Origin of the sequence: Glutamicibacter sp. NPDC127525 (assembly GCF_042672105.1) — a bacterium.
In the GTDB taxonomy this organism is placed as follows: Bacteria; Actinomycetota; Actinomycetes; order Actinomycetales; family Micrococcaceae; genus Glutamicibacter.
In genome coordinates this window covers 35,850-50,972 of record NZ_JBHXVN010000006.1, presented here as the reverse complement: position 1 = coordinate 50,972, position 15,123 = coordinate 35,850, and the positions used below count along the sequence as shown (strand labels likewise).

Genomic DNA, 15,123 nt, shown 5'->3' with positions numbered 1-15,123 from the left:
AGGATGATTGAATCTGTTCCACCAACCATTGATGCCCGCCACTTATTGGCTTTTCTGGGCAACGTTCCTTTCTTCTATGGAAAGAACCTGGCTGCAGAAGCAAATTCCGTGGTTGACGTGGAATTCGACGAAAGCACCCACCAGATCGAAGGCACCGTCACCGATTCTGGCGAAGAATATTCTCCGATGATCCAGGTCCTCATGGACGGTGGAGAGTGGAAGATCGAATCGTGCGAGTGCACCTGCGACGCACCGGGCATCTGCTCGCACATCGCGGCACTGGCTATTGTCTCCAACAAGATCGCTTCCCAGCCACGCCCCGTGCCTGCCCGGGAAGAGAAGCCGAACACAGTTTGGTCGCAGCAAATCGATTCATGGTTTGAAGAGTCCGAGCCGGGCCCGGCCGATGGCCTGCTTGGTTCGCAGCACGATCCGGTAGTGCCGATGGCGCTTCAGTTCCTGCTCTTCGATTCGAAGGACGCCACCCAGCAGCAACAATGGATGCCGACCGGAACCATCCCGCACCCGACCCGCAATAAGCGCTTCCGCTTGGGAGTGCGCCCAATGGTTCGCAACACCGAAGGCCGTTGGGTTCGTGGCCAGCTTCGCTGGACCACCCTGGGCTTCAAGACCTACGGCTGGAACCTGCTGCGGGCGCAGCACCACTGGTTTACCCGCTTTGCCTCCATGGCGCGCAGCGACAGTCAGCTGCAGTTCAAGGTGGATGAAGACTGGCTGTTCCTGGACGAGTACGCTTCCGAGCTGCTCTGGCCACTGCTTGACCAAGCTGATGAGCTGGGAATTCCGCTGATCACGACCCGATCCGAGCAGCGCGTGCGCATCGTTGCTCCAGCCAGCTTCAGCATGCAGGCCTCCCTGGATGAGCAACGGCTGCAATTGGACGGTGTCCTGCACATTGCAAACCAGGATCTCATTCTCGATCCGGAGGCACCAAGCGGTGTCATCGCCGAGCATGGTTTCTATGCCCAGTTGGCTCAGCCTGATGAGATTTGGCTCGCGCCAAGTGTTGAGCCGATTCCTGACGCGCACCGCCGCTGGTATGTTGACCGCCGTCCGGTCACCGTGCCTAGGCCGGAGATCAACGATTTCTTTGAATCCTCCTACCCGCGTTTGGCCCGCCGTTTCGAGCTGCGTAGCGTTAGCGACGAGCTGGAATTGCCTGCTTTGAAACCGCCCTATGTGCAGGCGACCGTGGTCTACAAGCGCGAATTCAACGAGAATAACGAACCGAACGACACCGCCGCGCTGGACTTCCAGATCCTCTACCCGGGGATCCCTGGCGACCAGGAAGTGTATGACCTTGAGGCCGAGGAACTGCTTCAGGCCGCAGTGCATGAAGTTTTCCTGGTCCATGAAGAAAGCGGCAATCCCAACTTGTCGCCGAAGTTCTACGCCCGCGATGACACCATCGATTTCGTCACCGAGATCCTCCCCGCGCTGGAACGCATTCCTGAAGTCAAGCTGGTTGAGAAGGGTACCCGGCCGAAATTCCGTCAGCTGCGTGAACTTCCTCAGCTGAAGATCAATGCCGTGAATCATGAACGGACCGACTGGCTGGACCTTGGCTTGCTGATCACCGTGGGCAACCACGAGGTTCCTTTCTCGCAGATCGTCGAGGCCATGAGCAATGGCCAGATGAAGCTGCGCCTGCCGGATAACACTTGGTTCTCGTTGAACCACCCCATGTTCGCCAAGCTCAAGGCGCTCGTTGACGAGGCGCAGGCAATGAATGACAAGCCGAAGGAGGGAGACCTGAAGCTTACGGTCTTCCAAATCTCATTGTTCGAAGAACTTGATGAGATGGCTGAAGGCATTGACGGCGCGGACTTGTTTATCGCACGCATGCGTTCACTGCTCAAGGTCGCTGAAGCCCACCACGCGCAGGTGCCGAACACGCTGAACGCCCAATTGCGCCCTTACCAGGTTGAAGGGTTCCACTGGCTCTCTCGCCTGTACGAAGGCGGATTCGGCGGAATCCTCGCCGATGACATGGGCTTGGGCAAGACCTTGCAAACGATTGCCCTGATTCTCCATGCCCACAAGCTCTGGGCCGATCCGCAGGCATGTGCTCAGCTGCCCGCAACCCAGCGCACCCGTCTGCCGTTCTTGGTCGTCGCCCCGAGCTCGGTGGTTTCCAACTGGGAAATGGAAATCAACAAGTTCGCCCCATCCTTGCGGGTAGTCAGCGTCGAGGGCACCTTGCCTTCGCCACGGCAGCTGAGGGAACTGGCCGAGAATTACGATGTCATTCTCACGACCTATACCCTGTTGCGTCTGAACGACGAGATTTACGAGGCGCAGCGCTTTGCCGGCTTGATCCTCGATGAGGCGCAGTTCGTGAAGAACAAATCCACCAAGGCCCACCGCACCGCGGTGAACCTGCAGACCAATTTCAAATTGGCTGTCACTGGTACCCCGATGGAAAACAACCTTTCCGAGCTCGGTGCTTTGCTGTCGCTGGTTGCTCCGGCATTGTTCCTGAACACAACACGCTTTAATCGCCAATTCGCCCGCCCTATCGAAGTGCTGGGCGACAAGGACACCCTTGCATTGCTGCAGCGTCGCATCAAGCCATTCATGCTGCGCCGCACCAAGGAATCCGTGGTGCTGGATCTTCCGGCCAAGCAGGAGCAACAGCTTCTGGTGCGCCTTTCCGAAGAGCACCAGCATGTCTACGACACCCATCTGAACCGCGAACGCCAGAAAATCTTGCACCTGGTTGAAGATCTGGATCGCAACCGCTTCACCATTTTCCAGTCGCTGACCCATCTGCGCATGCTGGCCCTGGAGCCTTCATTAGTGGATCCAGCGCTGTCGGACGTACCCGGTTCAAAGCTGGAAGCACTCTTCGACCAGCTCGATGATGTGGTGGGCGAAGGCCACCGTGCGCTGATCTTCAGCCAGTTCACCTCGTATTTGAAGGTGCTGGCCGACAAGCTGACCGAGCGTGGCGTGAAGTTCGTTTACCTGGACGGCAATACCCGCAACCGCGCCAAGGTCATCGAGCAGTTCAAGGAAGGCGAAGCGCCGCTGTTCTTGATCTCCTTGAAGGCCGGCGGATTCGGCTTGAACCTGACCGAAGCGGACTACTGCTTCTTGCTGGATCCATGGTGGAACCCAGCCGTGGAAGCCCAGGCTATCGACCGTACGCACCGCATCGGCCAGACGCGACAGGTGATGGTGTACCGAATGATTTCGCAGGGCACCATCGAAGAGAAGGTTGTGGCGCTGCAGGAAAGCAAACGCAAGCTGATCTCGACGGTAATGGATGAAGCCGATGGATTCTCCAAGGCCTTGACCGCCCAAGATATCCGAGGACTGCTTGAGTAACAGGTTGATTAAATCCGCCGTATTAGCAGGCGGCGCTCAGTAAAACCCTGTATATTCGAAGTGACCGATGATGTGCGCTACGCCACACATAGTGCGTTCATCGGACAAGCGCCCAGACGGATCCTCGTCCGGGCGATACGAACGACAAAGGCGGTAATAACCGTGTCCCTGATTAAATCGGAGACTCTCAGTACCCCCGATGATGACTGGATGAGTGCATCGGTGAGTATCAACAACGATCGTGTGGTGATTGAAACCGAACAGGAACGCCTGTCCCTGGAAAACGACCGGCTCCTGGAAAAGATTCGCAGAGTTCTGGCGTCTCCGCTCGAAGAGATTTTCTATAACCCGAAGCACCGAATGCTCCTGATTCCGGGCGCGTTCGCTGCCATCGGCTCTTCATTCCTGAGAGTTGATACTGAAGCTGCTGCCGGCCTCCGCGGCTAGCCTGCTTCGACTACATGCCCCAAGCTGCCCACCAGCAATCTTGGGGCATTTTTATGCCCTGTGGACTGAGCGCCAACCGCTGCTGAACAGCGTGCGTTTTTTACCGTCGGAAGCCCCCATTTGCCACCGGATTCAGGACCTTCAAGGGCACCGTTTTCGCGTTGTTTCGCTGTTTTCCAACCCCTGACGCTCCGAGTCCTTCGACACAATTTCGGCTTTTCGCGCACCTCGATCCACAACTTGGCCAATGGCTCGTTTGCCCCATGCTTCCGTGGGTATTCGGCGGTAGGTCCACGCAGGATTCGACTGCTCCCATGGGCACGCATACGCCCCTGGAGAGCCCCTCGATCAGGGAATTAATCCAATTTTTGGTAAACTTAATGATTGTCCGCTTAAGCGTTTCATCGCTCAATGCCGGTTTTTCGCCGGATTTTTGAGTAGAAATCTATCGATTTCGACGAGTCACACGGCGACCGCAACCAGCTCAAGGAGCAGCTATTTCGCTCCTCATTCTTGTGGATGAATATGGTCGCCGGCACCGGGACAAGATCAAGAAAGATATGAGGAGTGAAACTATGGAAGCAAAAAACACACGGAAGCAGCGATTCCTGAGGAAACGCCGCCTGAAGGTAGAAGACGTCAACGTCGTCGATAATTCGATGCTCAAGAAAGCCATCGGCGGTACCGTCGTTGGCAATTTGATGGAATGGTACGACGTAGGTGTCTACGGCTATCTTGCAGTAATTATCGGCAAGCTCTTCATGCCCGACACCGTCGAGCCTGCAATCCAAACCCTGTTCAGCCTAGGCGTATTCGCTGTCACCTTCGTCGCGCGCCCGCTTGGTGGCGTGATCTTGGGCCAGCTGGGTGACCGAGTAGGACGCCAGAAGATTCTGGTCTTCACCCTGCTCATGATGGCAGCGGCCACGTTTGGCATCGGAATCCTCCCGGATTACTCGGTATGGGGTGTAGCAGCACCAATTCTCCTGGTCGTGTTGAAGCTTGCCCAGGGCTTCTCCACTGGCGGCGAGTACGCCGGTGCTACTACGTTCATTACCGAATACGCCCCGGACAAGCGGCGTGGATTCTTCGCCTCGCTGCTGGATCTAGGTTCCTACATGGGCTTCGCCCTGGGTGCCGCCTTCGTCTCCATCCTCCAGCTGACCCTGAGCGACGACGTCATGGAAGGCTTCGCATGGCGCATTCCATTCCTGGTGGCCCTTCCACTGGGTGTTATCGCACTGTGGTTCCGCGCCAAGATCGAAGACACTCCAGCCTTCAAGGAAGCCCAGGAAGCCGCTAACCGCGCTAGCGAGGACGCACGGAGCGCTGCTGATGCCCCGAAGGGCGTCATCGACCTGGTGAAGACCTACTGGCGCGAATTGCTCACCGGCTTCGTACTGGTATCGGCGGCCAACACCGCCGGTTACGCACTGACCAGCTACATGCCTACCTACCTCACCGAGACGCTGGAATACGATCCGGTGCACGGCAATCTGCTGACCCTGCCGATCCTGGTGGGCATGTCCTTGTGCATCCCCTTGGCGGGCAAGCTTTCCGATAGCGTGGGCCGTCGCAAGGTCCTGTTCATTGGTTCGGTTTCGGCCATCGTCCTGGCTATCCCTGCCTTCCTGTTCATGATGCATGGCCAGATCTGGTCCACCCTGCTTGGCCTTGCGCTACTGGCAGTCCCGGTAGTCTTCTACGTTGCCAATCTGGCTTCGTCGTTGCCAGCGCTGTTCCCAACCGCCTCGCGTTACGGTGGCATGGGCATCTCGTACAACTTCGCCGTAGCCATCTTTGGTGGCTTCGCGCCGTTCATCATGCAGGCGTTGGTGACCCTGACCAAATCCTCCCTGGCTCCGGCTTTCTGGGTTATGGGCACCTCGGTCGCGGGTTTCATTGCGGTCTGCTACCTGCGCGAATCCGCTCGCAAGCCATTGCCCGGCTCGCTGCCTTCGGTCGCGTCGGAAGCGGAAGCCATTGAGCTAGTTGAAACCCAGGACGAGAACCCTGACCTCGATGTCGAAGCGCTCTTCGAGCAGGTTCCTGAATTGGAAATGAACTACCAGCAGGAGATTGCAGACGCCGAGGCGGAGCAGTCCCAAGCTAGATAGCCTCGCAATAGGGTTAAGCGATGGCGGAGCCGGTTCCAAGCGGAACCAGCCCCGCCATTGTTGTATCCGGCTCAACGGCTAGGAGGATTGGCAGTAGGATTCATAGGCTGCTTGCGCAGCCCATTGAGCCATCGCATCCAGCCTCAGCTTGCAGTCAAGGATTCCGAATTCGGAGTCGGACCAGGTCTCGTAGACCAGCGTGTAGCGGCTCTGCTGCTCGTTGAGGCATTGAACGCTATACGTGTGGGTCACGGGACGCGCTGCCCAGTAGCCTAGAAGCCCCGCAGACTGGTCGGAGCTTCTGATCAACGATTCCAGCCCGTCACTGGCATCGTAGGACTCTTCGGCGACAGTGGTTTCGGAGACGGCGCTGGCTGCCATGAGCACTTCATTGACGTTGTCCCACTTGGGACGAGGGCTGAAGCTGATAGTCGAGCCGACGGGTGCGTCGATCAGAGTTTGGCGCATCTGCTGATCATGGAACCGGTCGACCCGGATCAGCTGCGGTGCACCACGCAACTGACCGCCACTGGCAATGTACGGTCGATCGCAGGAACTTGCCTTTTCGGGGCTCAAAGGCAACGGCCCCGCACTTTCGCCGGCCTCCGGGCTCGTGCATGATGCCAGGGATAAGCACGCTAGTGTTGCCCAGTAGCTTCTCCGCATCATCGGCAATCCTTTTTCAAGACCCTGGAACCATATATTCTAATCAGCTTATGAGTGCATCAGCGATTTGACTAGAAGATTTCAATTAAATGCGAAACGGTCGCCGCTTCTCCTGAAGATTCAGGAGAAGCGGCGACCGTTCGTTTCCGGCGTATGCTCCAGGGCGTCAGCCCTGGTTCAGCGTCAGCTTAGAGAGCTGCGTAAACTTCGCGCAGCAGCACAGCAGTCTCCGAAGGAGTCTTGCCGACCTTGACGCCTGCAGCTTCCAGTGCTTCCTTCTTCGCCTGGGCGGTGCCAGCCGAACCGGAAACGATGGCGCCTGCGTGGCCCATGGTCTTGCCCTCAGGAGCGGTGAAGCCAGCCACGTAGCCAACAACTGGCTTGGTGACGTTGGCCTTGATGTAATCAGCAGCGCGCTCTTCAGCGTCGCCACCGATTTCACCGATCATGACGATGGCTTTGGTTTCTGGATCAGCTTCGAAAGCAGCCAGGGCATCGATGTGGGTGGTGCCGATGACTGGGTCGCCGCCGATGCCGATTGCGGTCGAGAAGCCCAAGTCGCGCAGTTCGTACATCATCTGGTAGGTCAGGGTACCTGACTTGGAAACCAAGCCGATTGGGCCCTTGCCGGTGATGTTATTCGGGGTGATGCCAACCAGTGCTTCACCTGGGGTGATGATGCCTGGGCAGTTAGGGCCGATGATGCGGGTGATCTGGTTGCCGTCGGCGTCAACCTTCGACTGTGCCAGAGCCCAGAACTCAGCGGAGTCCTGTACTGGAACACCTTCGGTGATGACTACAACGAGGCCAACTTCGGCCTCGATAGCCTCAACGACTGCGTCCTTGGTGAACTTAGGTGGGACGAAGACGATCGATACGTCTGCGCCGGTCTCGGCCTTGGCCTCAGCCACGGTGCCGAAAACCTTGATGTCCTTGTCACCGTGGGTCACGGTGGTGCCGGCCTTGCGGGCGTTAACGCCGCCAACAATGTTGGTGCCAGCCTTGAGCATCAGGGCGGTGTGCTTGGTGCCTTCGCCGCCGGTGATGCCCTGGACGATGACCTTGGAGTCCTTGTTCAGGTAAATGCTCATTGTTCGCTTATCCCTCTTACTTCGCTGCGTTGGCGAGCTCGGCAGCCTTGTCGGCGCCCTCATCCATGGTTGCTGCCAGGGTGACCAACGGGTGGTTGGCCTCGGCCAAGATGGCGCGACCCTCTTCAACGTTGTTGCCGTCCAGGCGGACAACCAGTGGCTTGTTCGCTGCATCACCCAGGGTGTTCAGCGCGCCAACGATGCCGTTTGCGACAGCGTCACATGCGGTGATGCCACCGAAGACGTTGACGAAGACCGACTTGACCTGTGGGTCATTCAGGATGACGTCAAGGCCGTTAGCCATGACCTCAGCCGATGCGCCACCGCCAATGTCAAGGAAGTTAGCAGGCTTGACCGAACCGTGGTTCTCGCCAGCGTAGGCAACAACGTCCAGGGTCGACATGACCAGGCCAGCACCGTTGCCGATGATGCCTACTTCGCCGTCCAGCTTGACGTAGTTCAGGCCAGCGGCCTTTGCCTTGGCTTCCAGCGGATCGGCTGCGCCCTTGTCCTCGAGCTCTTCGTGAGCCGGGTGGCGAACCTCAGATGCGTTGTCGTCCAGGGAAACCTTGCCATCCAGTGCAACGATGTCACCGGCACCGGTCTTCACCAGTGGGTTTACCTCTACTAGGGTGGCGTCTTCTTCCTTGAATACAACCCAGAGCTTCTGGATGGTGTCTGCAACCTTTGCGCGCAGCTCTTCAGGGAAGTTAGCTGCCTCAACGATTTCAGCGGCCTTCGCGGCATCAATGCCGACGATTGGGTCAACGGCAACCTTCGCCAGAGCATCCGGGCGCTCAACTGCGAGCACCTCGATCTCCATGCCACCTTCTACCGAGCACATGGCCAGGTAGTTGCGGTTTGCACGGTCCAGCAGTACGGAGAAGTAGAATTCCTCAGCAATGTCGGCGCCCTGAGCGATCATGACCTTGTTTACGGTGTGGCCCTTGATGTCCATACCGAGGATGTTGGAAGCGTGCTCGAAAGCTTCGTCGGCGGTCTTAGCGACCTTGACGCCGCCAGCCTTGCCACGGCCACCAACCTTGACCTGTGCCTTTACTACAACAACGCCGCCGATCTTCTCAGCTGCGGCTTTTGCTTCTTCCGGGGTGTAAGCGACGATACCGGCAAGCACGGGAACGCCGTGTGCCTCGAATAGATCGCGCGCCTGGTACTCATACAGGTCCACGGGTTTGTGTCCTTCGTTCGAAGTTCATGCTGACTCGCGGCACGGCCACAGACCGAAATCCATGCCATGCCAAAGAGAGCGCACCGCAACTACCGGGACGTCGTTAGGCGCCGTAGCCCGTGCGCACCTCTCAGACTATCCCGACTTTCGCAAACTTCCCACTTTTACAACACGTAGAGAAACTCGCGGGTCCTGCATCAAAGCAGCCGAATGTGACGCAGGAAACACGGAGGGCCCGTCGGCTAGTCCACGATTTCTAGCGGTGCATAGCGCAGCAATAGCCTCTTCTCGGAGTCCGGGAACTGCACCTTGGCCACCGTCTTGTCGCCTGCGCCTTCTAAAGCAATAACAGTGCCCAAGCCAAACGAGGAATGCTTAACATTCTGCCCGACTTCAGGGATGGTAATGTCCTTATTCTGCACAACTCGCGTCTTGGAAATAGGGGCGGCGTTGTGCCCTCGCACCGGTTGCGCCGATGCCGAACCTGCACCCCAGTGGCTGCCACGTTCATATCTGCTCGTGGCGAAATTCACCGCTGCGTTACCGAAACCGAAGCCCATTCCACCGCCAGAGCCCTCGCTCTTCCAGTCGATCAGCTCGCCCGGAACCTCTTCCAGGAACTGGCTCGCAGGGTTGTACTGGGCCTGCCCCCAGAGGCTGCGCTGTTCGGCACGGGTCAGGTACAGGCGTTCACGGGCACGGGTCAGTCCGACATAGGCCAGGCGGCGTTCCTCGGCCAGTTCCTTTTCGTCGGTCATGGAACGCTGGTGCGGGAATACACCGTGCTCCATGCCCGTCAGGAAGACCACCGGGAATTCCAAGCCCTTGGCAGTATGCAGGGTCATCAAGGTGACCACGCCTTCCTGCACGGCCATTGCTGCTCCCTCATCATCGCTGGGAGCCTCTGGAATCTGGTCGGCATCGGCTACGAGCGCCACGCGCTCCAGGAACCCTTCGAGACCGCCTTCCGGTTCTTCGTTCACGTAGTCCCGGACCACGGCGACCAATTCGGCGAGGTTCTCCACCCGCGACTCATCCTGCGGATCCGAGGAGAGCCGAAGGGTCTCCAGGTATCCGGTCTGCTCCAGCACTGCTTCAAGGGCCTCTGCCGGCCCTGAGCCTTCCGCCACGGTCTTCAAGTCATCCATCATGGAGACAAACGCAGCAGTCATCTTGATTCCGCGGGTTCCCAAGCCTGGTGCTTCATCCGAACGGCGCAATGCGTCCATGAAGGAAACGCGATCCCGTTCAGCCAACGCTGCCACGGCGCCTTCGGCACGGTCGCCGATGCCGCGCTTGGGCTCGTTGAGGATTCGGCGGACGTTGATGTCATCATCCGGGTTCACCAAGGCGCGCAGGTAGGCCAGTGCGTCCTTGATTTCCTTGCGGTCGTAGAACCTGGTGCCGCCGACTACGCGGTACTTCAGGTCCACGCGCATCAGCTGTTCTTCCAGTGCACGCGATTGGGCGTTAGTGCGGTAGAAGATCGCCACGTCGCCCGGGCGGACATCCTCGTCATCGTTCAAGCGAAGTATTTCTTCGGCAATCCAGCGTGCTTCGTCGGATTCTGACTCCCCAACATAACCGGTGATCTTCTCGCCGTCGCCGCTGGCAGTCCACAGCTTCTTGTCATTGCGGTCGGGGTTTCGCTTGATGACCTCGTTGGCCGCGGACAGAATCGTCTGGGTGGAACGATAGTTCTGTTCCAGCTTGATGGTTGCCGCGTTCGGATAGTCCTTTTCGAAGTCGACGATGTTGCGGATATCGGCACCGCGGAAAGCGTAAATCGACTGGTCGGAGTCGCCGACAACGGTCAGTTCGCCTGGGACGGTATCACCTTCGGCACCGGTGAGTTCACGCACCAGCGAGTACTGGGCGTGGTTAGTATCCTGGTATTCGTCAATAAGCACATGGCGGAACCGGCGGCGGTAGTTATCGGCCACTCGCGGGAACGCACGGAACATGTAGACGACCTGTCCAATCAGGTCGTCGAAGTCCATGGCGTTGGCAGCGCGCAGGCGGCGGGTGTAACCGCGGTAGACCTCGGAAACGGCTCGTGAGAACGGATCATTGGTATTGATCGTCGCCGCGTAGTCTTCATCATCTATCAGCTCATTTTTCAACGAGGAGATCTTGTGGGCAATTGCCTTGGGCGTGAAACGCTTCGGGTCGATCTCCAAAGATTTGGCGACTAAGGTGATCAGGCGCAAGGAATCCGTGGAGTCGTAGATTGAGAAGTTGGATTTCATTCCAATGGTGGCCGCCTCGCGACGCAAAATACGCACGCATGAGGAGTGGAAAGTAGAGATCCACATCTTCTTCGCTTGCTCGTCGCCAATAAGCTCAGCGGCTCGTTCGCGCATTTCGGCAGCGGCCTTGTTGGTGAAGGTGATCGCCAGGATTTCGTGCGGCCGAGCACGTCCGGTCGCCAGGAGGTAGGCAATGCGGTGCGTGAGCACACGGGTCTTTCCTGAACCAGCGCCGGCCACGATCAGCAACGGACCCCCAGCATAACGAACTGCTTCTTCCTGCTGCGGGTTCATGCCGACCAAAAGCTCCTCAGCAGTGGGCATGACCTGCTGTGCGGTATCCGGGGCGAAATCGTCAAAAAGGAAATCCATGATGTAGCCAGTCTACGTGGAGCGCCGGACACTTTCAGTGTGAGCGGGAAAGCCCACGCTATTGGCCGGGCATAATAGAAGATATGGCAAAGAAGGTCAGGAAAACCAAGGAATACCGCAAGCCCCAGCAGTTCGCCCAGGCGCCGAACGCGCCGCGCGGCATGAACATGGGGCCAGGCAAGGTGCAAAGCACCTCCCACGAGAACAGTTCGAACCCGATGCTGCTGATCTCGGTGGGCTTGATCATATGCGCTGCGCTATTCGCGTACTACCATCTGCTCACGATGGTGCAGATGCAGGACCTCAGCGATTCCCTGGCGATGCCCGATCAGCGTATTTTCGGCTACACCGTAAGCGACATAGAAGCATTGCGTGGCGCCATGGATGAAGATGCTGTTGGCCAGCTCAACTACTTGCACAAGACCGCTGGTTTCCTCTTCCCGATGTTTACTGCGGTCTTCTCCATGCTGTTGTTCATCCGCTGGATTCCTCACCGCCAGACGCGTTGGCTGGCTTGGGTTGCCCCGCTGGGCTTCGCGGCAATCGATATTTGGGAGAACTTCGCAATTGATGCCCTGTTCACTGGAGACCTCAGTGAAGGAGCTGTCGTTTTGGCATCGATCCTCACGACCATCCGCTGGGCACTGCTGATCATCACTGCGGGTCTTGTTGTGGGTCTTGGCGCTATCCGTGCCAATCGTGCGCTCAAGGCAAAGATGCTCGCAATTCGTGAGGGTACTGCCTAAGCCAGTGCGTGGGAATTACACCCGGGACATCCTAGTAAGATAGTGTTGTTGGTGTTTTCACGCCCATGCCCCTGTAGCTCAGTAGGATAGAGCGACCCTCTCCTAAAGGGTAGGCCGCTGGTTCGAATCCAGTCAGGGGCACCATAGATAACTCCCCTACATTCCAGTGTTTACAAGGGTTGTAGGGGATTTTCTTTGCCTGAATATTTTGTGTGTTGACATGGATTTATTAGTGTGCTGATACCGCGTTTTACCGTACTCCGTAATGCTGATGGCGGTTTTTTGGAGACTCAGGATTGGTGATACGCCACCTGAATAACAGTGGCGCCGTAATGACTTGATCGCTTCACCCATACTGCTGAGTGGGGCTGCTCGTCATACACGCGTAATAGGTTGGCTAGTCATGTCACGCCCATATCTGCCATAGCCAATACGTGGGTGCGCGGATCAGCCTGGCGGTGTAACAGGTCATGACTGGCCATCAACTTCGGACGTACAGCCCTTGTGTTGATCGCGTCCTCATTACCCTGCAATGGTGGCTCCAGGAGCTTGCATACGGCGAGCGCAGGATAAGGAGCTGGACGCAATGGGGTTGGATGATTTGGCGAAGCACGTGGGGCGCGTAGTCGTAGCGAAGATGCAGGGCACTGATGCCGGCATGGATCACCTCAAGGCGGTAGCCGGTGAGCTTGTGAGCGTGACAACCAATTGGGCTAGCGAATACAACATGCTGTTTCGTGGTGGCGACCGTTTGGCGCTGCTGAAGGATGATCTTGTGGTTATTAATGATGAGTCATTCAAACTGCGGTAAGCACTCCAGTGCCCTTGTGAGCACCTATCCATCACTAGGTGCAACAATGCCCGGTACATTCCCCATTGGGGCGTGTACCGGGCATTGGTGGCTTGTAGTGGTATTGCTACCGCACTTCTAGTCCTAGTTCCTTGACGCGACGGTAGAAGGTTTGGCGACTCATGCCGCGCTTGCTTACCGCTTCAGATGCGCTCACACCCTTTTGAATGTCCGCTAGCGCACCGTGGATAAGGTCAGCACTGTATTTCTCCCTGCGCCCCCCAAGGTCTTTACCGTTAGCGCGACGCTTAGCCACCGAGTCACGATTACGCTCAGTCTTAATGTCCAGTTCCATTTGGGCAAGCGCGGTCATGACAGTAAACATCATCTTGCCCATGGGTGATGAAGTGTCGACATGCTCACCGCCAAGGTTCAACACCCTAAGGTTAATGCCCTTGTCTTCCAGTTCCTTGGACAAAGCGAGCATTGCTTCAGTACTACGTCCAAGTCGATCAAGTGTGGTGACTACCAGGGTGTCACCAGCTTGTAGGGATTGGCGTGCGAGGTTGAACTGTGGACGGCTAGCCTTGGCTCCACTAACGCCGTTGTCTATGTAGAGGTCGTCTTGACGTACGCCTGACTTTAGGAGGTCTGCTACCTGACGGTCGCTGTCTTGTGCGTTGGTGGAGACTCGTGCGTATCCGATGAGCTTGTGAGGCATGGTTCAAATCCTTTGAGCTGTCACGTAAGAGTGTTTACTTACACCAACCGTAACACACTTTAATGTGACAGTGTTGCGTGACAGATAATCCTTGAGTTTTCGTGAGGCTAGAGTGTCACGCCAATATTGTCACTCAAGTGATCAGTCACGTGACAATCACATCGCTCCCCGCCGACTCTCCACACTTCAACCGATTAGGGCTAAGATTGCTAGTCAAGCAAAGGAAAGGGAGAAATTGAAGAAACGGGTTGTGTCGAGCCTAAAATTTCTCATAGGAACGATTGCATTTGCTTCGTCAGTCATAGGGATATTGTTCGCCCTGACTGGTTCCGAGAACCAGTTCTGGCCTAGGTTAGCGATCGGAATCATCTGTGGCTGCGTGTTTCTTGCACTAATACATTTCTTCTTCCCCAGCTTCAAAGAAGTCGTGAAACGAGTCAATAAGTACCCCACGCTTCTAAAAGTTCACGAGTCGAAACTGTCGGAGCTAGATGAAGCCAGGCGGGCTATTGATGGCATCCCAGAGAAAATAAGACAAGCTATTCAGACAGAACGCGTTGAAACCATAGGGGATGTTCTAGCGAGTTCTACTGCGGTACGCCCAGAGTGCATCAGACTCACAGCCGTCGAGACGACTGAAGACGGCCTTTTCTTTTTGGCAAATGTTGAGGCAGGTAACAGCCCACCAGCCGGGGCGCGTTTTTTGATCAGAACCAAAAATTTCCAACGGGAAAAAGGAGCAGTGCGCGTTGTTGATCAACGCCATACGACTGGCATTTTGCTTCAGGTCACTAGTCAATTAGAGGGTACGGCTGAGTTCTGGAAAAAGTTGCATATGGACTCCCAGACCACGGAAACGCCCCCCGACAATATCGAATTAGCTATTGACAACACACGCCTAGCATATTTTGAAGGAGAGCAAATACTATGATGACTAAAAAAATTCGAGCCAAAGTTGCTTTGATCTCAGATTCCGAGCAGATCGCCGTAAACGCTGGATCGTTGGAAGGTGTTCAGGTCGACGACCGGATACACGTCCTCAAAGAAACGCCGATACCCGATCCAGACAATCCAGACGAACTGCTCGGCATCGCCTTCATTCGGAAAGGCATCATGATAATTGAATCCGTGGAAGAAAAATTTTCGACAGCACGCGTCCTTAGGACTCGTCAAGGGTTCATGAGCCCTTCAGAACCTACTTTCAAGATAAGTACGGGGAACGTCCACAGCTCAGGCCATGTGCATCTCAATGTGGGCGACCCTGTCGATATTTTGATCGATACTCCTGATGAGGTAGAAGATTAGAGGGTTCCGCAGCTCCCCTAGTCCAGCGTGAGTAGGGGGGGATCCCACTTCCCCATCCAGGCCATCACCGCAAGTGCTT

At 56.7% G+C, this 15,123-nt stretch carries 12 protein-coding genes and 1 tRNA gene; 8 read left to right on the top strand and 5 right to left on the bottom strand.

Features of this window, described 5'->3' with window-relative positions; genetic code table 11:
* Positions 1-3 precede the first annotated feature (3 nt).
* The 3 genes from ACFVHU_RS14420 (at position 4) to ACFVHU_RS14410 (ending at position 5,915) form a co-directional block, all read left to right on the top strand.
* Positions 4-3,351 (top strand): DEAD/DEAH box helicase, encoded by a 3,348-nt coding sequence (locus ACFVHU_RS14420; protein ID WP_105657314.1) that lies wholly within the window; start codon positions 4-6, stop codon positions 3,349-3,351.
* Between the two features lie 210 nt (positions 3,352-3,561).
* Positions 3,562-3,798: a hypothetical protein gene (locus ACFVHU_RS14415; RefSeq protein ID WP_105657313.1), complete on the top strand. Its 237-nt coding sequence runs from the start codon at positions 3,562-3,564 to the stop codon at positions 3,796-3,798.
* A gap of 575 nt (positions 3,799-4,373) precedes the next feature.
* Positions 4,374-5,915, top strand: coding sequence for an MFS transporter (locus ACFVHU_RS14410; protein WP_388024966.1), 1,542 nt, complete (start codon positions 4,374-4,376; stop codon positions 5,913-5,915).
* 78 nt (positions 5,916-5,993) lie between these two features.
* Here the strand turns inward: ACFVHU_RS14410 and ACFVHU_RS14405 are convergent, their stop codons facing one another.
* The 4 genes from ACFVHU_RS14405 to pcrA form a co-directional block, all read right to left on the bottom strand.
* The gene (locus tag ACFVHU_RS14405; protein ID WP_388024964.1) at positions 5,994-6,383 is read right to left on the bottom strand and encodes a hypothetical protein; all 390 of its coding nucleotides are present in this window, start codon (positions 6,381-6,383) and stop codon (positions 5,994-5,996) included.
* 386 nt (positions 6,384-6,769) lie between these two features.
* Positions 6,770-7,672, bottom strand: a complete 903-nt coding sequence (gene sucD / locus ACFVHU_RS14400; protein WP_133833227.1) for a succinate--CoA ligase subunit alpha — start codon at positions 7,670-7,672, stop codon at positions 6,770-6,772.
* A gap of 16 nt (positions 7,673-7,688) precedes the next feature.
* Entirely contained in the window at positions 7,689-8,861 is a 1,173-nt protein-coding gene (sucC, locus tag ACFVHU_RS14395) for an ADP-forming succinate--CoA ligase subunit beta (RefSeq protein WP_105659137.1), read from the bottom strand.
* Between the two features lie 242 nt (positions 8,862-9,103).
* Positions 9,104-11,482 carry a DNA helicase PcrA gene (pcrA, locus tag ACFVHU_RS14390; protein ID WP_105661600.1) on the bottom strand — a complete coding sequence of 793 codons (2,379 nt, stop codon included), beginning with the start codon at positions 11,480-11,482 and terminating at the stop codon, positions 9,104-9,106.
* Between the two features lie 83 nt (positions 11,483-11,565).
* On the opposite strand from pcrA, the gene ACFVHU_RS14385 reads away from it, so the two are divergent.
* The 3 genes from ACFVHU_RS14385 to ACFVHU_RS14375 all read left to right on the top strand — a co-directional run bounded on the left by ACFVHU_RS14385 (position 11,566) and on the right by ACFVHU_RS14375 (position 13,039).
* Positions 11,566-12,228: a hypothetical protein gene (locus ACFVHU_RS14385; RefSeq protein ID WP_133833228.1), complete on the top strand. Its 663-nt coding sequence runs from the start codon at positions 11,566-11,568 to the stop codon at positions 12,226-12,228.
* A gap of 67 nt (positions 12,229-12,295) precedes the next feature.
* Positions 12,296-12,372: transfer RNA gene (locus ACFVHU_RS14380), tRNA-Arg, on the top strand.
* A gap of 442 nt (positions 12,373-12,814) precedes the next feature.
* Complete coding sequence (locus tag ACFVHU_RS14375) at positions 12,815-13,039, top strand: hypothetical protein (protein ID WP_388024961.1); 225 nt, start codon at positions 12,815-12,817, stop codon at positions 13,037-13,039.
* Between the two features lie 106 nt (positions 13,040-13,145).
* On the opposite strand, the gene ACFVHU_RS14370 is transcribed toward ACFVHU_RS14375, so the two are convergent.
* Positions 13,146-13,739, bottom strand: coding sequence for a recombinase family protein (locus tag ACFVHU_RS14370; protein ID WP_388024959.1), 594 nt, complete (start codon positions 13,737-13,739; stop codon positions 13,146-13,148).
* A 235-nt stretch (positions 13,740-13,974) separates the two neighbouring features.
* Between ACFVHU_RS14370 and ACFVHU_RS14365 the strand changes: the two genes are divergently transcribed.
* Positions 13,975-14,670: a hypothetical protein gene (locus ACFVHU_RS14365; RefSeq protein WP_388024957.1), complete on the top strand. Its 696-nt coding sequence runs from the start codon at positions 13,975-13,977 to the stop codon at positions 14,668-14,670.
* Positions 14,667-15,044, top strand: a complete 378-nt coding sequence (locus tag ACFVHU_RS14360; RefSeq protein WP_388024956.1) for a hypothetical protein — start codon at positions 14,667-14,669, stop codon at positions 15,042-15,044. Before ACFVHU_RS14365 ends, ACFVHU_RS14360 begins: the two co-directional genes overlap by 4 nt.
* Positions 15,045-15,123 lie beyond the last annotated feature (79 nt).

What these genes read in the sequence shown, in the direction of transcription:
- ACFVHU_RS14370 (WP_388024959.1), bottom strand. Translation starts at nt 13,739, where the DNA reads ATGCCTCACAAGCTCATCGGATACGCACGAGTCTCCACCAACGCACAA.
- ACFVHU_RS14360 (WP_388024956.1), top strand. Translation starts at nt 14,667, where the DNA reads ATGATGACTAAAAAAATTCGAGCCAAAGTTGCTTTGATCTCAGATTCC.
- ACFVHU_RS14375 (WP_388024961.1), top strand. Translation starts at nt 12,815, where the DNA reads ATGGGGTTGGATGATTTGGCGAAGCACGTGGGGCGCGTAGTCGTAGCG.
- ACFVHU_RS14385 (WP_133833228.1), top strand. Translation starts at nt 11,566, where the DNA reads ATGGCAAAGAAGGTCAGGAAAACCAAGGAATACCGCAAGCCCCAGCAG.
- ACFVHU_RS14410 (WP_388024966.1), top strand. Translation starts at nt 4,374, where the DNA reads ATGGAAGCAAAAAACACACGGAAGCAGCGATTCCTGAGGAAACGCCGC.
- ACFVHU_RS14405 (WP_388024964.1), bottom strand. Translation starts at nt 6,383, where the DNA reads ATGCGCCAAACTCTGATCGACGCACCCGTCGGCTCGACTATCAGCTTC.
- pcrA (WP_105661600.1), bottom strand. Translation starts at nt 11,482, where the DNA reads ATGGATTTCCTTTTTGACGATTTCGCCCCGGATACCGCACAGCAGGTC.
- sucD (WP_133833227.1), bottom strand. Translation starts at nt 7,672, where the DNA reads ATGAGCATTTACCTGAACAAGGACTCCAAGGTCATCGTCCAGGGCATC.
- ACFVHU_RS14415 (WP_105657313.1), top strand. Translation starts at nt 3,562, where the DNA reads ATGAGTGCATCGGTGAGTATCAACAACGATCGTGTGGTGATTGAAACC.
- ACFVHU_RS14420 (WP_105657314.1), top strand. Translation starts at nt 4, where the DNA reads ATGATTGAATCTGTTCCACCAACCATTGATGCCCGCCACTTATTGGCT.